General features: G+C 72.5%; 19 protein-coding genes. 9 read left to right on the top strand and 10 right to left on the bottom strand.

Annotation, left to right across the window (positions count from 1 at the left end; genetic code table 11):
* Nucleotides 1–79: 79 nt before the first annotated feature.
* Genes ABZU43_RS30735 through ABZU43_RS30725 form a run of 3 tightly spaced genes read left to right on the top strand, consistent with a single transcriptional unit; the run spans nt 80 to nt 4,739 of the window.
* Complete coding sequence (locus ABZU43_RS30735; RefSeq protein ID WP_355009891.1) at nt 80–940, top strand: sulfurtransferase; 861 nt, start codon at nt 80–82, stop codon at nt 938–940.
* Nucleotides 941–988: 48 nt separating this feature from the next.
* Complete coding sequence (locus tag ABZU43_RS30730) at nt 989–2,170, top strand: acetoin utilization protein AcuC (protein ID WP_355009890.1); 1,182 nt, start codon at nt 989–991, stop codon at nt 2,168–2,170.
* A 13-nt stretch (nt 2,171–2,183) separates the two neighbouring features.
* On the top strand, nt 2,184–4,739 hold the full coding sequence (locus ABZU43_RS30725) for a GNAT family N-acetyltransferase (protein WP_355009889.1): 2,556 nt from the start codon (nt 2,184–2,186) through the stop codon (nt 4,737–4,739).
* A gap of 10 nt (nt 4,740–4,749) precedes the next feature.
* On the opposite strand, the gene ABZU43_RS30720 is transcribed toward ABZU43_RS30725, so the two are convergent.
* From ABZU43_RS30720 to sigB, 4 genes are all read right to left on the bottom strand, one after another.
* Nucleotides 4,750–5,157, bottom strand: a complete 408-nt coding sequence (locus ABZU43_RS30720; protein WP_355009888.1) for a VOC family protein — start codon at nt 5,155–5,157, stop codon at nt 4,750–4,752.
* Entirely contained in the window at nt 5,154–5,657 is a 504-nt protein-coding gene (locus tag ABZU43_RS30715; protein ID WP_355009887.1) for an SRPBCC domain-containing protein, read from the bottom strand. The genes ABZU43_RS30720 and ABZU43_RS30715 overlap by 4 nt, the downstream gene beginning before the upstream one ends.
* Complete coding sequence (locus ABZU43_RS30710) at nt 5,654–6,031, bottom strand: metalloregulator ArsR/SmtB family transcription factor (protein ID WP_355009886.1); 378 nt, start codon at nt 6,029–6,031, stop codon at nt 5,654–5,656. The genes ABZU43_RS30715 and ABZU43_RS30710 overlap by 4 nt, the downstream gene beginning before the upstream one ends.
* Before the next feature lie 124 nt (nt 6,032–6,155).
* Nucleotides 6,156–7,160: an RNA polymerase sigma factor SigB gene (sigB, locus tag ABZU43_RS30705; RefSeq protein ID WP_355009885.1), complete on the bottom strand. Its 1,005-nt coding sequence runs from the start codon at nt 7,158–7,160 to the stop codon at nt 6,156–6,158.
* Between the two features lie 244 nt (nt 7,161–7,404).
* Here sigB and ABZU43_RS30700 point away from each other — a divergent pair, with 244 nt between their 5' ends.
* Nucleotides 7,405–8,193, top strand: a complete 789-nt coding sequence (locus ABZU43_RS30700; RefSeq protein ID WP_355009936.1) for a sporulation protein — start codon at nt 7,405–7,407, stop codon at nt 8,191–8,193.
* A 56-nt stretch (nt 8,194–8,249) separates the two neighbouring features.
* On the opposite strand, the gene dtd is transcribed toward ABZU43_RS30700, so the two are convergent.
* On the bottom strand, nt 8,250–8,672 hold the full coding sequence (gene dtd, locus ABZU43_RS30695; RefSeq protein WP_355009884.1) for a D-aminoacyl-tRNA deacylase: 423 nt from the start codon (nt 8,670–8,672) through the stop codon (nt 8,250–8,252).
* The gene (locus ABZU43_RS30690) at nt 8,672–10,156 is read right to left on the bottom strand and encodes a methyltransferase (RefSeq protein ID WP_355009883.1); all 1,485 of its coding nucleotides are present in this window, start codon (nt 10,154–10,156) and stop codon (nt 8,672–8,674) included. Before ABZU43_RS30690 ends, dtd begins: the two co-directional genes overlap by 1 nt.
* Nucleotides 10,157–10,251: 95 nt before the next feature.
* Here ABZU43_RS30690 and ABZU43_RS30685 point away from each other — a divergent pair, with 95 nt between their 5' ends.
* Nucleotides 10,252–10,842, top strand: coding sequence for an HhH-GPD-type base excision DNA repair protein (locus ABZU43_RS30685; protein WP_355009935.1), 591 nt, complete (start codon nt 10,252–10,254; stop codon nt 10,840–10,842).
* 28 nt (nt 10,843–10,870) lie between these two features.
* Here ABZU43_RS30685 and ABZU43_RS30680 read toward each other — a convergent pair whose 3' ends face one another.
* Entirely contained in the window at nt 10,871–11,182 is a 312-nt protein-coding gene (locus tag ABZU43_RS30680) for a hypothetical protein (protein WP_124858894.1), read from the bottom strand.
* Between the two features lie 17 nt (nt 11,183–11,199).
* Nucleotides 11,200–11,484: a hypothetical protein gene (locus tag ABZU43_RS30675; protein ID WP_030489374.1), complete on the bottom strand. Its 285-nt coding sequence runs from the start codon at nt 11,482–11,484 to the stop codon at nt 11,200–11,202.
* A gap of 104 nt (nt 11,485–11,588) precedes the next feature.
* On the opposite strand from ABZU43_RS30675, the gene ABZU43_RS30670 reads away from it, so the two are divergent.
* Entirely contained in the window at nt 11,589–11,948 is a 360-nt protein-coding gene (locus ABZU43_RS30670; protein ID WP_355009882.1) for a DUF3099 domain-containing protein, read from the top strand.
* A gap of 53 nt (nt 11,949–12,001) precedes the next feature.
* Here the strand turns inward: ABZU43_RS30670 and ABZU43_RS30665 are convergent, their stop codons facing one another.
* Both ABZU43_RS30665 and ABZU43_RS30660 read right to left on the bottom strand, forming a co-directional pair.
* Nucleotides 12,002–12,901, bottom strand: coding sequence for a PfkB family carbohydrate kinase (locus ABZU43_RS30665; RefSeq protein WP_355009881.1), 900 nt, complete (start codon nt 12,899–12,901; stop codon nt 12,002–12,004).
* Nucleotides 12,898–13,833 (bottom strand): pseudouridine-5'-phosphate glycosidase, encoded by a 936-nt coding sequence (locus ABZU43_RS30660; protein WP_355009880.1) that lies wholly within the window; start codon nt 13,831–13,833, stop codon nt 12,898–12,900. Before ABZU43_RS30660 ends, ABZU43_RS30665 begins: the two co-directional genes overlap by 4 nt.
* Nucleotides 13,834–13,921: 88 nt before the next feature.
* On the opposite strand from ABZU43_RS30660, the gene ABZU43_RS30655 reads away from it, so the two are divergent.
* The 3 genes from ABZU43_RS30655 (at nt 13,922) to ABZU43_RS30645 (ending at nt 16,767) form a co-directional block, all read left to right on the top strand.
* The gene (locus tag ABZU43_RS30655; RefSeq protein ID WP_007456912.1) at nt 13,922–14,140 is read left to right on the top strand and encodes a DUF3039 domain-containing protein; all 219 of its coding nucleotides are present in this window, start codon (nt 13,922–13,924) and stop codon (nt 14,138–14,140) included.
* Nucleotides 14,141–14,180: 40 nt separating this feature from the next.
* Nucleotides 14,181–14,843: a trimeric intracellular cation channel family protein gene (locus ABZU43_RS30650; protein WP_355009879.1), complete on the top strand. Its 663-nt coding sequence runs from the start codon at nt 14,181–14,183 to the stop codon at nt 14,841–14,843.
* 190 nt (nt 14,844–15,033) lie between these two features.
* The gene (locus ABZU43_RS30645) at nt 15,034–16,767 is read left to right on the top strand and encodes a DEAD/DEAH box helicase (RefSeq protein WP_355009878.1); all 1,734 of its coding nucleotides are present in this window, start codon (nt 15,034–15,036) and stop codon (nt 16,765–16,767) included.
* Nucleotides 16,768–17,721 lie beyond the last annotated feature (954 nt).

The following is a 17,721-nucleotide window of genomic DNA, read 5'->3' as shown; positions in this document are numbered from 1 at the left end:
CACGATGGTACCTCGGGTAAACGGCCGACGACCGTCGCCGAACCGCATGCCGTCCAGCCGAATGGTGTTGGATGTCGCCATGTCCGGTACCCAGGAGCCGTTGGTCGAGGTCGACCGGCTCGCCGCCGAGCTCGACCAGGTCGACCCGCCCACCCTGCTCGACGTCCGCTGGCGGCTCATCGGCCCGCCCGGGCACGACGACTACCTCGCCGGCCACCTGCCGGGGGCTGCCTTCGTCGACCTGGACACCGCGCTCTGTGGGGTGCCGGGCGTCGGCGGCCGGCACCCGTTGCCCGACCCGGCAGCGTTGCAGGCGGCGCTGCGGGCCGCCGGCGTCCGCGCCGGTCACCCCGTGGTGGTGTACGACGGCGGCGACGGCATGGCCGCCTCGCGGGCCTGGTGGACGCTGCGCTGGGCCGGCCACCGGCCGGTGCGCCTGCTGCACGGTGGCTACCCGGCCTGGGTCGCCGCCGGCCGACCCGTCTCCACCGATGCGCCCGCCCCACCCCCCGGTGACATCGTGGTGCGCCCCGGGGATCTCCCGGTGCTCGACGCCGGGCAGGCCGCCGCGTTGGCCGCCGCGGACGGTGCTGTGCTGCTCGACGTACGGGCGGCGCCCCGCTACCGGGGCGAGGTCGAGCCGATCGACCCGGTGGCCGGGCACGTGCCGGGAGCGGCGAACCTGCCCGCCGGGGAGTACGTCGGGCCGGACGGACGTTTCCTGGCCGCCGACGTGCTGAGTGAGCGGTTCGCCGCCGCCGGGGTGACCGAGGGGCGGGCAGTCGGGGCGTACTGCGGCTCGGGGGTGACCGCCGCCCAGGCGGTGCTGGCGCTGCACCTGGCCGGCCGGACGGACGCCGCGCTCTACGTTGGATCGTGGAGCAACTGGGTGGCGGACCCGGCCCGACCGGTCGCCTCGGGGTCGACACCCGGCCGCTGACCAGCGCGTGCGGTGGGCCCGCGCCGATCCTCGTGCGACGATGGGCTCATGTCCGACGACACTGTGGTGGTGTGGGACGAGTCGCTGCTCGCCTACGACATGGGTGACCATCCACTCGACCCGGTCCGGGTGGAGCTGACCATCGCGCTCGCCCGCGAGCTGGGCATCCTGAATCGGCCAGGGGTGCGGATGGTCAAGCCGGAGCCCGCCGACGATGCCCTGCTCACCCGGGTGCACGCGCCGGCCTACCTCGCCGCGGTGCGCAACGCGCCGCGCGACCCGCTCTTCGCCGGGTACGGGCTGGGCACCTCCGACAACCCGGTCTTCGAGGGTATGCACGAGTCCAGCGCGCTCATCGCCGGCGCGACGGTTGCCGCCGCCGAGGCGGTCTGGCGCGGCGACGCCCGGCGGGCGGTGAACGTGGCGGGTGGGCTGCACCACGCGATGTCCGCCCGAGCCTCCGGCTTCTGTGTCTACAACGACCCCGCAGTGGCCATCGCCCGCCTGCTCGACCTGGGCGCCGAGCGGGTCGCGTACGTGGACGTCGACGTGCACCACGGCGACGGCGTGCAGGACATCTTCTGGAACGACCCGCGGGTGCTGACGGTCAGCCTGCACGAGACCCCGCTGGCGCTCTTCCCGGGCACGGGTTTCCCGGACGAGACGGGTGGGCCGGGTGCGCAGGGCACCGCCGTCAACATGCCGTTGCCGCCGGGTGTCGACGACAGCGGCTGGCAGCGCGCGTTCCACGCGACAGTGCCGTCGGTGCTGCGCGCGTTCAAGCCGCAGATACTGGTCAGCCAGTGTGGCGCCGACGGCCACCGGCTGGATCCGCTCGCCGATCTCAACCTGACTGTGGACGGGCAGCGGGCCACCTACCTGGCGCTGCGGGCGCTCGCCGACGAGCTGTGCGACGGCCGGTGGGTGGCCACCGGCGGCGGCGGGTACGCGCTCGTCGAGGTGGTGCCCCGGGCCTGGAGTCACCTGCTGGCAGTGGCCACCGGTGACCCGATCGACCCGGCCACGCTCACCCCACCCGCGTGGCGGGACCTGGTCGTCTCCCGAGGTCTGGGCCGGGAGGTGCCGCTGCGGATGACCGACGACGCCGACCCGTCGTACGAGCCGTGGCAGCCGACCGGCGAGCCGAACGCGGTGGACCGGGCGATCGCGGCCACCCGCAAGACGGTCTTCCCGCTGCTCGGGCTCGACCCGCACGATCCGCGGGACTGAGCCGGGCCGTTCGGTGACGAGTCTGGACCAGCCGGTCGACGTGCTGCTCAGCGATGGCAGCACTGTCCAGTTGCGACCGATCGACCCGGCCGACGCGCCGGGCATCGTGGCGATGCACAGCCGGTTCTCCGAGCGCACCCGCTACCTGCGGTACTTCTCGCCGTACCCACGCATCCCGGAACGGGATCTGATCCGTTTCGTCACAGTGGACCACCACGACCGGGAGGCGTTCGTGGTGCTGGCCGCCGACCAGATCGTCGCTGTCGGCCGGTACGAGCGGCTCGGCCCGCAGGCCCCCGAGGCCGAGGTGGCCTTCGTGGTGGAGGACGCCTACCAGGGGCGGGGGATCGGCTCGGTGCTGATGGAGCACCTGGCCGACGCGGCCCGCCGCAACGACATCATGAGCTTCGTCGCGGAGGTGCTGCCGGCCAACGGGACGATGTTGCGGGTCTTCGCCGACTTCGGCTACCAGGTTCAGCGCGAGTACGCCGACGGCGTGGTCCACCTGAGCTTTCCCATCGCGCCCACCGAGGCCAGCCTGGAGGTGCAGCGCGGCCGGGAGCACCGCACCGAGGCCCGCTCGATCGCCCGGCTGCTCGCCCCGCGCGGCATCGTCGTCTACGGTGCCAGCGCCACCGGCCAGGGCGTCGGCGCGGCGGTGCTCGGGCACCTGCGCGACGGTGGGTTCACCGGTGCGGTGGTGCCGGTGCATCCGAGCGCGTCGACAGTGGCGGGCCTCCCCGCGTACCCGTCGGCTGTTGCTGCCGGAACGCCGGTGGACCTGGCGGTGGTGGCGGTCCCACCGGAGGCGGCGACCGCTGTTGTCGCCGACGCCGCCGCCGCGGGGGTGCACGGCCTGGTGGTCATCTCGGCCGGCTTCGCCGAGGCCGGCGGCGAGGGCGCGGCCACCCAGCGGGCGCTGGTCCGCGCGGCGCACGCAGCCGGCATGCGGGTCGTCGGCCCGAACTGCCTGGGCGTGGCCAACACCGACCCGACGGTACGCCTCAACGCCACCCTCGCCCCGGCGTTGCCGCCGGTCGGCCGGGTCGGCATCTTCAGTCAGTCCGGTGCGTTCGGGGTGGCGCTGCTCGCCGAGGCGGACCGGCGGGGCCTCGGGCTGTCCAGCTTCGTCTCGGCCGGCAACCGGGCCGACGTCTCCGGCAACGACCTCCTGCAGTACTGGCAGGACGACAGCGGCACCGACGTGATCATGCTTTACCTGGAGACCTTCGGGAACCCGCGCAAGTTCGCCCGGCTGGCCCGGCGGATCGGCCGCGCCAAACCGGTGGTCGCGCTCGCCTCGCCGGCCCGCCCGCCAGGGGTCGGTGACGCCGCCGGGCCGGACGAGGTGGCGGTGGGGGCACTCTTCGCCCAGTCCGGGGTGATTCGGGTGGACACCGTGCCGGAGCTGCTCGACGTGGGTGTGCTGCTGGCCAACCAGCCGTTGCCGGCCGGCGGCCGGGTCGGTGTGGTCGGCAACTCCTCGGCCCTCACCGGGCTCGCCGCGACCGCCTGCGTCGGGCACGGGCTGAGCGTGGCAGACGGATATCCCCGCGACGTCGGGCCGAGCGCCGGCGCCGCCGAGTTCGCCGCCGCGCTCGCCGAGACGGCCGCTGACGAACGGGTGGACGCCCTGGTGGTGGTCTTCGCCCCGCCGCTTCCCGGCCAGCTGACCGAGGTGGACGCCGACGTGACCGCCGCGCTACCGGCCGCCCTCGCGTTGGGCAAGCCGACAGTGGCGACGTTCCTGGTCGGGCGGCTGCCACCGGGGGTGCCGGCGTACGGCGGCGTGGAGGAGGCGGTCCACGCGCTCGCCCGCGCCCACCGGTACGCCGAATGGCTTCGCCGCCCACCCGGGGTGGCACCGGAGCTGCCCGACGTCGATCGGGCCGCCGCGCAGGCCGCGCTGCGGGCCGACGGCACCGACCCGGGTGCGCTGCTGGCCGCGTACGGCATCGATGTGGTGGCCTCGGTGTCTGTCGACTCGGTCGACGCTGCTGTCGACGCGGCGGCGCGGCTGGGCTTCCCGGTTGCGCTCAAGGCGGCCGCTCCCGGGCTGCGACACCGACTCGACCTCGGCGCGGTCCGGCTGGACCTGCCCGACGAGCCGACCCTCCGCCGGGCGTACACCGACCTGGCGGCGACCTTCGGCGCGGACGCGCTGGTGCAGCCGATGGTCCCGCCCGGCGTGGCCTGCGTGGTGGAGGTGGTGGAAGACCCCGCGTTCGGGCCGGTGGTCGGCTTCGGCCTGGGAGGGGTCGCCACCGAGCTGCTCGGCGATCGGGCCTGGCGGGCGGTGCCGCTGACCGACACCGACGCGGCCGAGCTGGTCGACGAGCCTCGGGCGGCGCCGCTGCTGCGCGGGCACCGGGGAGCCGCGCCGGTCGACCGGGCGGCCCTGGCCGATCTGCTGCTACGGGTGGGTCAGCTCGCCGACGAACAACCCCGGGTGCGCTCGCTGACCCTCAACCCGGTGCTCGCCCGCCCGGACGGCATCTCGGTCCTGCACGCGCAGGTGGGGGTGGGTGGCGTGGTCGCCCGCCCGGACACCGGCCCCCGCCGCCTGTGAGCGTGCCCGGTCAGGCGCGGCTGGAGATCTGCTGGACGCCCCAGGTGTTGCCGTCCGGGTCGGCGAAGAAGACGAAGCCCACATTGTCCAGTGGATCCGGCACCGGCCGGGGGTTCTGACCGATCACCTGGATCTCGCTGACCTCCACACCCCGTTCGACCAGCTCCTCGTGGGCTCGCTTCAGGTCGGGCACCACCAGTTGCAGACCCTTGAGTGAGCCGGGCGGCATCTCCGGGACGACGCCCTTGCCGATCACGACCGAGCAGCCCGAGCCGGGCGGCGTCAGCTGGACGATGCGCGCGTCGTCATTGATCACGGTGTCGTGGTCCACGGTGAAGCCGAGCTGCTCGGCGTAGAACGTCTTCGCCCGGTCCACGTCGGAGACCGGCACGATCACCACTTCGAGTGTCCAGTTCATGGGTGCTCTTTCTCTGTCGTTGTTGAGTGCAGCAGGGCGGCCAGGCGGGTGAAGCTCTGCCCGACGCCTCGCGTCATCGGGTAGCGCAGCACGGTGTCCCGCCCCGTCGCGGTGGCGTAGAGCAGTGTGGTGGTGACCGTCGTCTGACTGGCCAGCTCGGTGATCTCGTGGCTGACCAGCGTCTCGCCCGGGTAGGACTGGTCGTCGAACAGCTCGGTGTAGACCAGACGGTGCGGTGGCTCGATCTGCCGGTAGACCCCAGCCTGGACCATCTGCGCGCCCTCCGGGCCCTGCGACACGAACCGCCACCGCCCGCCGACCCGCAGGTCGACATCGCACTCCGTCAGCCGCCAGCCGCGCGCGCCGTACCACCGAACCAGCAGTTCGGGTTGGGTGAAGGCCGCGAACACCAGGTGCGCCGGTGCCTCGAACAGCCGACTCAACACGATCTCCCGGTCGCCCGAGGTGTGGACGACGAGCGGGTCATCGACGCCGCTCACCCGTGCGACTCGTTCGGTCGGGGGCGTCGACGGGCGGAGTCGGGTTGGTCGACGGACTGGAGTTCGCCGAGTAGCGCGTCGAGGCGCTGATAGCTCTCCGCCCAGTAGTCGCGGTAGTCGGCGAGCCAGGCTGTCGCCTCCCGCAGCGGTCGGGCCTCCAGGCGGCAGGGTCGGCGCTGGGCGTCCCGTCCCCGGCTGACGAGCCCCGCGCGTTCCAGCACCTTGAGGTGCTTGGAGATGGCCGGCTGGCTCATCGCGAAGGGTGCTGCCAGCTCCGTCACGGTCGCCTCCCCAGCCGCGAGTCGGGCGAGGATTGCCCGCCGAGTCGGGTCGGCCAGCGCCGCGAAGGTCGCGTCCAGCAATTCGGTGCCCACCACGTATAACCTCCTGGTTTCATAACCAAACGGTTTCTACCGTGGATGGTGACGCTGGTCAAGCACCCCGACAGCACGGAAGGCCCCGGCGAACCGCCGGGGCCTTCCGTGGGAACCGGGTGCGTCAGCAGGCGTACGCCTCCAGGCGCTGGGCCCGCTCCGGGGCGCGCAGCTTCAGCAGCGTCACCTTCTCGATCTGCCGGATCCGCTCCCGGGACAGGCCGAACTCCCGACCGACCTCGTCCAGGGTGCGCTGACGGCCGTCGTCCAGGCCGAAACGGAGGCGGATGACCGCCTGTTCCCGCTGGGACAGGGTGGAGAGCACGACGCTGACCTCGTTGCGCAGCTCGCCCTGGGCGGCGGCGTCGCCCGGCTCGGTCCGCGGGTCCACCGAGGCCACGAAGTCGCCGAGCGCGCTCTCACCGTCGTCGCCGACGGCCTGGTCCAGGCTGACCGGCTCCCGGTCGTAGGAGATCAGCTCGATGACCTGGATCTCGGGGACCTCCAGCGCGCGGGCCACCTCGGCGACAGTCGGTTCGCGGCCCAGCGTCACCGCCAGTTCGCGGCGGGCCCGGACCATCCGGTTGACCTGCTCGACCATGTGCACGGGGATGCGGATGGTGCGGGCCTGGTCGGCCATGGCGCGGGTGATGGCCTGCCGGATCCACCAGGTGGCGTATGTGGAGAACTTGTAGCCCTTGGCGTAGTCGAACTTCTCAACGGCCCGGATCAGACCGAGGTTGCCCTCCTGGATCAGGTCGAGAAACGCCATGCCACGGCCCGTGTAGCGCTTGGCGATGCTGACCACCAGCCGCAGGTTCGCCTCCAACAGGTGGTCCTTGGCCGCCCGACCCTCGGCGACGATCAGCTCCAGGTCGGCTCGCAGCTCCGCGGAGACCGGGGTGCAGGTGGCCAGCTTCTCGTCGGCGAACAGGCCGGCCTCGATGCGCCGGGCCAGGTCGACCTCCTGCGCGGCGGTCAGCAGCTTCGTCCGGCCGATCCCGTTGAGGTAGGCCCGGACCAGGTCGGTGGAGATGCCGCGCTCGTCGGTGGCGTCCAGGTCGACGAGGGCCTCGGGGGCCCCGTCAGTGTCGGTCGTGGTGGCCGGGCGCGTCCGGTGTTCCGTCATCTGCAGGACCATCTCTGTCTCTCCCCGTTTCCACGTCGGTGCCGTGTTCCCGGCCCAGTGGTGCCGGTGTGACAACAGCTTGGCGGGCGGGGCGTAAAACGGGAGTGAGGCGATCGGGCACCCGACAGGAATCGCGTCAGATCGCTGGTGCGGTGTGTCGTCGGAGTGTGTGGTTGCCCGCCCCGGCTACGTTGCGGACGGCCGGCCACCTCTGGCCAGCCGGAAACGACAGTTGGAGGACGGTGTGGTCTTCAAGCGGCTCATGAAGGCGATGGGCGTCGGTGGTCCGTCGGTGGAGACGGTGCTGGCCAACCCGAACTGCCGCCCGGGCGGCCAGTTGGAGGGCCGGATCCAGGTGCTGGGCGGCGACCACCAGGTCGACATCGACCACGTCACCCTCGGCCTGGTCACCCGGGTCGAGGTGGAGAGCGGTGACAACGACTACGACACCACTCAGGAGTTCCACCGCCAGCAGGTCACCGGCGCGTTCCGGCTGGAGCCGGGGCAGCGCTACGACCTCCCGTTCCGCTTCGACGTGCCGTGGGAGACACCGGTCACCGAGCTGTGCGGGCAGCACCTGCACGGAATGACGATGGGCCTGCGTACCGAACTGGAGGTCGCCCGCGCTGTCGACAAGGGGGACCTGGACGCCGTGTCGGTGCACCCACTGCCGGCGCAGGAGCGACTGCTGGACGCGCTGCTGCGGCTGGGATTCCGGTTCGCGCGCGCGGATGTGGAGCGCGGCCACATCTACGGCGTACGCCAGACGTTGCCGTTCTACCAGGAGATCGAGTTCAGCCCGGCACCGCAGTACGCCCGCTCGATCAACCAGTTGGAGGTCACCTTCATCGCCGACGCCCAGCAGATGCAGGTGGTGCTGGAGGTCGACAAGCGCGGCGGCGTCTTCACCGAGGGTCGGGACGCCTTCGGTCGGTTCACTGTCGACCACGCCACCGCCGACCGCACCGACTGGACCGCCGAACTCGACAACTGGCTCCGCCAGTCCCTGACCCGCCGAGGCCTTTTCTCCTAACCCCACCCCCACCCCCACCCCGCCATCAACCGTGTGGGGTGGGTGGGGGCGGGGGGTTAGAGGTCTAGGAGGAGGGTTTGGGGGCCTATGTTGGTGCTTTCCACCACCATGTGGGCGCGGAAGCGGCCGGTCTCCACCTTCGCTCCTCGTTCGCGTAGGGCGTCGACCACCGCTGTCACCAGTGGCTCGGCGACCTCGGCGGGGGCGGCGGCGGACCAGCTCGGTCGGCGGCCCTTGCGGGCGTCGCCGTAGAGGGTGAACTGGCTGACCACCAGGATCGGCGCGCCGGTGTCGGCGGCGGACCGCTCCCCGTCCAGGATGCGTACCTCGTGCACCTTGCGGGCCATCGTCTGAGCCGTCTCAGCGGTGTCGGTGTGGGTCACGCCGAGCAGCACCAGCAGGCCGTTCTCGATCGCACCGACAACCTCGTCGTCCACCGTCACGCTGGCCCGCCCGACTGTCTGCACCACCGCCCGCATCAGACGTTCACCGGCTCGATGAAGCCGCGCTCCACCAGGTGCGCCACGATCGGGCCGGCGGCCTCGGCCATCTCGTCGGGCTCGACGTCGTGCGCGGCGGCGAGCAGGGCGAGCTGGTCACGCAGTGGCAGCCGGCCGTCCGCGCCACCGACCAGCGCCAGTACCAGCGGGTCGATCTCCTCGGTCCAGCGCAGGCCGTGCGGCATCGCGAGGACCTGACGGTCCACCCCCCAGCCCTCGTCGCCCATGGTGGCCTCCTGTCGCAGTTGGAGGCCCTCGGCGGCCCGGTAGCGCTCGGCGAGCAACGCTTCGGTGTCGCGTACCCGGAGGAAGTCCTGGCGGTCGAACCAGGCGGCGACCTGATCGCCCAGCGGCGGCTGCACCTGCTGGCGCAGATCCTCCACCCGGACCACCGGGTCGGCATGCCCGCCACGACGCAGCGACACGATGCCGAAGCCGATGCCCTCCACCTTGTGCGCGTCGAACCAGTCCAGCCAGGCGGCCATCCGCTGCGGGTCGGCGGTCTCGGCGGCGTCGGTGAGCCACAGGTCGACGTACGCCATCGGGTCGGCCACCTCGCGTTGGATCACCCAGGCGTCCAGGCCGGTCCCGGCGAACCAGCCGGCCACCCGCTCGTCCCACTCCTCGCCGGCGACGTGCACCCAGTTGGCCAGGTACTGCATGGTGCCGCCGTCGGTGAGCAGGCCCGGGGCGGCGGCGGCCAGCTCGGCGCCGATCGCGTCACCGACCCGGCCGGAGTCGCGGTACACGTGCGTGGTGGTGCCCGGGCCGACCACGAACGGTGGGTTGCTCACCACCAGGTCGAACCGCCGACCGGCCACCGGGGCGACCAGGTCGCCGCGGAGCAGCTCCCAGTCCTGACCGTTGAGGGCGGCGGTGGTCGCGGCGAAGCGCAGCGCCCGCTCGGAGAGGTCGGTGGCGGTCACCGATTCGGCGTGCGTGCCCAGGTGCAGGGCCTGGACGCCGGAGCCGGTGCCCAGGTCCAGCGCGGTGCCGACCGGTCGGCGCACGGTCGCGCCGATCAGCGTGTGGGTGGCCCCCCCGATCCCGAGGACGTGCTCGGAGTGCAACGGGCGACCCGGGCGGGCGCTGGCCGGCACGTCGGCGAGCACCCACCAGTCCTCGCCGTACGGCTCCAGGTCGACGCCGGCGCGCAGGCCGTCGCCGTACCGCTCGACCAGCCCGCCAGCGAGGGCCTCCGCCAGGCTCAGCGGTGTCAGCGCGGCGGCCACCGCCTCCTCCGGCTCGGTCTGGTCGCAGATGAACACCCGGATCAGGGTGCCGAGCGGGTCGCCGTCCTCGGTGGCGCGCAGCGCGGCCCGGTAGTCGTTGCGGGCGACCGCCGCGGTCGCCTGCGCGCCCAGCCGCTCGGCGATGCCGTGGCTGGTGAAGCCGGTCCGGGTCAGCGCGGTGCGCAGCGCGTCGACACCGGCGGGGGAGAGCAGCATGTCGTGTTCGTCCACCCCGACATCCTGCCTCCCGTCGCGTCCCGGGTGAGCGTCACCCGCCGGAAGGTGTCGGAGCGTCGGTGTACGCCCGGGTCGGTGCGCCGGGCAGGATGGTCGGCATGACGCTCGTGCTGCCCATCGACCCCGAAGCAAACCGGCTGCTGGAGCGCAGCCCACTGGCCCTGCTCCTCGGCATGGTCCTGGACCAACAGGTGCCGATGGAGAAGGCGTTCTCCTCGCCGTACGTGCTGGCGCAGCGGCTCGGCCATGAGCTGGACGCGGCGGAGCTGGCCGGGTACGACCCGGAGGCCCTGGTCGCGCTCTTCGCCCAGCCGCCTGCGCTGCACCGGTTTCCCAAGGCCATGGCGGCCCGGGTGCAGGAGGTCTGCCAGGTGCTGGTGGAGCGGTACGACGGTGACGCTGCGCTGCTCTGGGCCGAGGTCGCCGACGGGCCGGAGTTGCTGCGCCGGGTCTCCGCGCTGCCCGGCTTCGGCAAGCAGAAGGCGCAGATCTTCGTGGCCCTGCTCGGCAAGCGGTTCGGGGTGACCCCGCAGGCCTGGCGGAAGGCGGCCGGGGACTACGGCGACCCGGGCGCCTACCGGTCGGTGGCCGACGTCACCGACGCCGATTCGCTGCGTCGAGTGCGGGAGTTCAAGCAGCAGGTGAAGGCGGCGGCCAGGGCGAAGACCGCCGACGGCTGACCAACCGGCCTGGTGAGGGGCGGTGTGCTCAGGCGGCGGTGGGGTGCGCCAGCGAGGCCAGCGCGCGCCGGACGTCGGCCAGCGACACGGTCGCCGAGTCGTCCAGGTCGGCCAGGCCGGCCTCGATCCACTGGCGCATCAGCGTGGTGACCCCGATGCCCCGGGCGTCGGCGGCGGCGCGGACCCGCTCGTAGGTGTCCAGTGGCAGCCGCACCGAGCGGCTCACCATCGGCACGTCGCTGTCGGGGGTGGGCAGCTCCGCCGCCGGGCTCTCGTCGATCAGCTCGGCGATTCGTTCGCCGCCGCCGTGGAACTGCTTGGTCGCGTCGTTACGGTGCATCGTCACGGCCTCCTCATCTACCGAGATCTCCGCACGGCCTCGTCGTAGCGCTTGGACTCGACGTCGCTCAACTCGCGGGCGGAGAGAATGTCCCAGTCGTTGTCGGTGCCATCGGCCTCGGCGAGCAGCACCGCCAGCCTGCGGCCCCGACGGGCGGCGGCGTAGACCACCATCACGTCGTCACCCAGATGACGGATGACCCGTCGGGCGCTGTGCAGCGCCTCCCAGACTTCCCCGGGTGTGACGTCGTAGACCCTCAGGTTGGCCAACGCCTCGTCGGTGAAGCTGAACCTGCTGCCCACATCGCGGAGCGTACCACGCGCGTAACACGTGGCGGGATGAGTAGAAGTTCGCTGATCACGGACCTGCGGTGACAGGATGAGGCGTAACCCCCTCGAGGAGGTCCATGGTGAAGCGTCAGGCGTACCAGCCGATTCTGATCACCGACGCCTCGCGCAGCCAGGACGATCAGCTCAACAGTCGCCAGCGCCGCTATGTCCTGATGATGGGCATCCGGGTGCTGTGCATCATCGTCGGCGCGATCCTGGTCGGTGCGAACGCCCCACTGCTCTGGCTCTGGCTGCCACTGTGCGGCCTCGGCATGGTGCTCATCCCCTGGCTGGCCGTGCTGCTGGCCAACGACCGGCCGCCGAAGGAAGAGCACCGGCTGGCGAACCGGTTCCACCCCCGTCAGCAGGACGACACCCCGCCGATGAGCCTCACCGCCGAGGAGCGCCCACACAAGGTCATCGACGCCGAACCCTGACCCGCGAACGGGCCAGGGTTCGAGCAGCCGGGGCGGTGGCCGTGCGCCGGCCGCTACGCCTGTGGCCGAGCCCCGGCGGTGGAGACGGCCAGCGCGCCCAGGTCGGTGGCGCGACCCAGTGCCGCGGTCGGAGTGGCACCGGCGAGCCACGCGGTGAGCAGACCGGCAGCGAAGGCGTCCCCCGCACCCGTGACGTCCACCACCGCCACCCGGTTGGCCGGAGCCACGCAGACCGGCGTGGTGCGATCCACCCAGACCGCGCCGGCCGCACCGCGCTTCACCACCACCCGTCGAGCCGTCGCCGACAGCGCCCGCCCCTGCGCCGCCGGGTCCAGGCCGCCGGCCAGCACCGTGGCCTCGTCCGCGTTGACCAGGAGCAGGTCGATGTCGCGTACCCAACTCAGGAACACCGCCGCGCCGACCCGCCGCAACGGCGCCGCGGAGGCTGCGTCGACGCTGATGGTGAGCCCGCGCTCGCGGGCGGAGGCCAACGCCCGCAGCCCCGCGCCGCGCGACTCCGCGTCCAACAGGGTGTACGCGGACAGGTGCAGATGCCCAGCGTCGGGCACCGCCGCGAGGGCCTGCTCGACGTGGGCGGCGCTCAACCGCAGGTTCGCGCCCCGCTGGCTGACCATGGTGCGCTCGTCGTCGGCGGCCAACACGATGACGGTGCCGGTCGGGGCGCCGTCGATCCGCTCGATGGCGCAGTCGACGCCGGCCCGTTCCAGCTCGGCCACCCGGTCCCGCCCGGCGTCGTCGTCACCGACGGCCCCCACGAGCGTGACGTCCACCCGCTGCGCGGCGATCCAGGCGGCGGTGTTGGCCGCCTGACCGCCGCCGCCGAGACTGATGGTGGCCCCGGTGTCCGAGCCGGCGGCCAGCGGTCCGGACAAGACGGCGACCACATCGGTGATCACGTCGCCGACGACGACCATCCGGGCCGGTCGGGTCATGCCGGGACGGCGGTGCCGCGGGCCACCGAGGCGACCGCGATCCGCGCGGCCAGGTCGGCGTTGCGCAGGATGATCCGTACGTTCACCGCCAGGCTCGCACCCTCGGTTGCCGAGTGGAAGTGCGCGAGCAGGTACGGCGTGACCGCCTTTCCGGAGATGCCGTCCCGCTCCAGCAGGGCCAGGCCCTCGGTGAGAGTCCGGTCGTGCAGCTCCGGGTCGAGCTGTTCGTCGACCGGCAGCGGGTTGGCGATGAGCAGCCCGCCGGTGTGAACGGCGTGTTCGTCCCGGGCGGCGAGCACGGCGGCGACCTGCTCCGGCGAGTCCACCGACCAGTCCAGGTCGAAGCCGGCGTCGGTCAGGTAGAAGCCGGGGAACCGGCGGGTGCGGTAACCGACGACCGCGACCCCGAGGGTCTCCAGGCGCTCCAGGGTCGCGCCCACGTCGAGGATCGACTTGACCCCGGCGCAGACCACGGCGATCGGGGTCTGCGCCAGGGTGACCAGGTCCGCCGACTCGTCGAAGGTGTGCTCGGCCTCCCGGTGCACCCCACCCAGCCCGCCGGTGGCGAACACGCCGATGCCGGCGGCGGCGGCGACGGCACTGGTGGCGGCGACGGTGGTCGCGCCGTCCGCGCCGGTCGCGGCGGCGACCGCGAGGTCGCGGACGGAGAGCTTGGTCACGCCGTCGACCGTGGCCAGCCGGGTCAGCTGTGCGTCGTCCAGGCCGACCACCAGCTCACCGGCGATCATGCCGATCGTCGCCGGAACGGCCCCGGCCTCCCGAACCGTCCGCTCGATCTCTCTGGCCACGCGCAGGTTCTCCGGTCGGGGAAGCCCGTGCGAGACGATGGTGCTCTCCAGGGCGACGACGGGTCGGCCGTCGCGCTGGGCTTCGGCCACCTCGGTGCCGTAGCTGATGCGAAAGTCAGTCACACGGGCACCGTACGGGGTGGGGCCCCCGCAGGGCTCAAGTGGACCCGGCCGTGATGACCTGCCAAACTTGTCCGTCGGAGGTGCAGACGTGAGCACAGAGGTTCTCGAGCGTCCGGAGCTGAAGGACGCCGATACCGGTCCCGAGATGTTCCATTACGTCCGCAAGGAGAAGATCGCCGAAAGCGCCGTCATGGGCACTTTCGTCGTCGCTCTCTGCGGCGAGACCTTCCCGGTCACCAAGGCGGCCAAGCCGGGTTCGCCGGTCTGCCCCAAGTGCAAGGAGATCTACGACTCGTACCGTGAGTGAACCTCGGCCGGTGCTCCGGCCGGCGACGTAGCCTGCGGCGGTGACCACCTCCACCGCCCTGCTCTTCGCCGACCTGACCGGGGTGGCGGTGTTCGCCGCGTCCGGGGCCTCGGCGGCGGTGGCCAAGCGACTGGACCTGTTCGGTGTCGCGTTCGTCGGCTTCGTCGCCGCCCTCGGCGGTGGGATCTTGCGGGACCTGGTCATCGATGAGGTGCCGCCGCTGGCTTTCGCCGACTGGCGGTACGCGGCCACTGCCGCGATCACCGCGCTCGCCGTCTTCTGGCTGCACCCGCAACTGGCCCGACTGCGCACCACGGTGCTGGTGCTGGACGCGGCCGGTCTGGCGCTGTTCACCGTCACCGGCACGCTCAAGGCGCTCGACGCCCGGGTGCCGGCGGTCGGGGCCTGCCTGATCGGCATGCTCACCGCCATCGGCGGCGGGCTCGGCCGAGACCTGCTCACCGCCGAGATCCCGGTCGTGCTGCGCCGGGAGATCTACGCGCTGGCCGCGCTGGCCGGTTCGATCCTGGTGGTGCTGCTGTACGTCACCGGGCAGACCGGGCCCGTCCCGCTCACCGCCGCCGCCGTCCTGGTCTTCGGGCTGCGCCTGATCGCGCTGCGTCGACGCTGGTCCGCGCCGGTGGCGACGCTGCGCCCGCCGCGCGCCGACGGGGCGGATCCGCGCACCGACCGGGAATGGTGAGACGGTCGGGCCGCTGATCGCTCGGGTGCGGGATTGTGACCAGCGTGGCGTCGCCTGGGCCCGACGGCCCGTGCTGGTTATGCTGAGTCGGCCTTCGCGGCAGCTTCTGCGCGGAGGCGTTTTCATGGGCGGCGGATCCTCGTGGCCCTCGCCCGGGGTCCGCCATAGTGCGGTCGGAGAGGAGCTTCGCGTGGCAGCCCGGACGCCGGTGCTCGAGACGTTCCCGGCGCTACGCGCCTGGCAGCGCAAGGCGATGGTGGAATACCTGCGTCGCCGTACCGAGGACTTCACCGCGGTCGCCACTCCCGGCGCCGGCAAGACCACCTTCGCCCTGCGGATCGCGGCCGAGTTGCTCGGTGACGGCACCGTGGAGGCGGTCACTGTGGTCGCCCCGACCGAGCACCTGAAGAGCCAGTGGGCAGACGCGGCAGCCCGGGTGGGCATCCAACTCGACGCCGCCTTCCGCAACGCCGACCTGCACTCCTCGGCCGACTTCCACGGCGCGGTGATCACCTACGCGCAGGTGGGGATGGCCCCGCAGGTGCACCGACGGCGCACCATGACCCGACGCACCCTGGTCATCCTCGACGAGATCCACCACGCCGGGGACTCCCGCTCCTGGGGCGACGGGGTGAAGAACGCCTTCGAACCCGCCGTACGCCGGCTGATGCTCACCGGGACGCCGTTCCGCTCCGACGACAACCCGATCCCGTTCGTCAGCTACGAGCGGGGCGGGGACGGGCTGCTGCGCTCCCGCGCCGACTCGGTGTACGGCTACTCCGACGCGCTGCGCGACGGGGTGGTCCGGCCGGTGCTCTTCCTGGCGTACTCCGGGGAGACCCGCTGGCGTACCAACGCGGGGGAGGAGCTGGCGGCCCGGCTGGGCGAGCCGATGACCCAGGACCTGGTGGCCCAGGCGTGGCGTACCGCCCTGGACCCGGCCGGCGACTGGATGCCGCAGGTGCTGCGGGCCGCCGACGCCCGACTCACGGTGCTGCGCAACGCGGGCATGGCCGACGCCGGTGGTCTGATCATCGCCACCGATCAGCAGACCGCCCGCTCGTACGCCAAGCTCATCGAGCAGGTGACCGGTGAGAGGGCCGCCGTGGTGCTCTCCGACGACCAGGGCGCGTCCGCGCGGATCGCGACGTTCGCGGCGTCCGACCAGCGGTGGATGGTCGCGGTGCGGATGGTGTCCGAGGGGGTCGACATCCCACGACTGGCGGTCGGGGTCTACGCCACCAGCGCCAGCACGCCGCTGTACTTCGCCCAGGCGATCGGCCGGTTCGTGCGGGCCCGCAGGCCCGGGGAGACCGCGTCGGTGTTCCTGCCCAGCGTGCCGCACCTGCTCGGGCTGGCCAGCGAGATGGAGACCGAGCGCGACCACGTACTCGGTAAACCCAAGGAAGCCGACGGTTTCGACGACGACCTGTTGGAACGCGCGCAGCGCGACGACCAGGCCAGCGGGGAACTGGAGAAGCGGTTCGCGGCCCTCTCGGCCACCGCCGAGCTGGACCAGGTGATCTTCGACGGCGCGTCGTTCGGCACCGCGGCCCAGGCCGGCACCCCCGAGGAAGAGGAATACCTCGGCCTGCCCGGTCTGCTCACCGCCGACCAGGTTTCGCTGCTGCTCACCAAGCGCCAGGCCTCACAGCTCGCCGCCCAACGCCGCCGTACGGCCGACGGGGCCGCTCAGCCGGCCGCTGCGGCCACGGCAGCGCCGCCCGCACCCATGAGCGCCGCCCAGCGTCGCGTGGCGCTCCGGCGCCAACTGAACGCTCTGGTGGCCGCCCGACACCACCGCACCGGCCAGCCGCACGGCAAGATCCATGCCGAGCTGCGCCGGCTCTGCGGCGGGCCGCCGAGCGCCCAGGCCACCATCGAGCAGCTTGAGGAACGCATCGCCACCGTGCAGACCCTCTAGACGCGGCCGGCCGTGGCGGGCCGGTGGCCGGTCGGCTGCGCCCGTACCCCCGCAGGTCCTGGCGCGGCCCGGCGCGGCCTGGCCCGGCGCGGGCCCGGCGCGGCCCGGCCCGGCCCGGCGCGGGCCCGGCCCGGCGCGGGCCCGGCGGCCGACGGCTGCTGGGTGTGCTGCTCGACGGCAAGGGCGTGGAGAAGCTGACCGACGGCGAACGCGTGCTGCTCCTGAACGCGTCGGCCGTCTCGACGATCTGCTCGGCTTCGAGGTGCCGGCGACGCGGGCCGTCGGTGATCACAGGTGGGGCCTCACCGCCACCGCCGTGCCCGGTTCACCGGCCCGCAGCAACCGGTGCCCTGGTGACCACCCGCCCCGGTTTTGGTGGCGGCCGTGTCGCCGTGGGCCGTGTTCTTGTGGCGGGACCGGGTGTTACCTGCGGTGGGACGTGCCTGTGTGGTGGTCGGTGTTCGTGCGTGCGGTGTGGTCGCTGTCCGTGCTGCGCCGTGATCCACTCGGCTTCCTTGAAGACGCGGGGTTCGACCGAGGTGGAAAGCGCGACTTCAAGGAACCCGAGTGGATCAACGGAGGCCTGGCTGGTGCTGCGGCTAGCCTGCCCGGAACGGCTATGAATGCCCCTGTGCGGGCGTCCCGATCTCAAGATCGCGCACCATCCTGGTTCTAGTGGCTTCCCGGGGTTCCGTGGCCACTACATCCTGGGTCGCGTGCGATCTTGGTAGCCGGGGGCGCCAAACCCGGGGTTCCGATCTTCCAAAGGGGCGGCGTTCGTCGTCAAGATCTGCGCAGGATCAGGGATGTTGCGGTCTCCGGCGTGTCGGAGGCAGCAACATCGGGAATGTTGCGCGGATCTTGGGCGCGGGGCGCGGGGCGCGGGGGTCCTCGACGGGTACGCCGTCGACGTACAGCGTCCCCTGGTGGTCCGCGTGGTGCACCCGGCCGGCC

This window comes from Micromonospora sp. NPDC005205 (genome assembly GCF_040608275.1).
Taxonomy (GTDB): Bacteria; Actinomycetota; Actinomycetes; order Mycobacteriales; family Micromonosporaceae; genus Micromonospora.
This window is presented reverse-complemented; position numbering and strand designations above follow the sequence as displayed.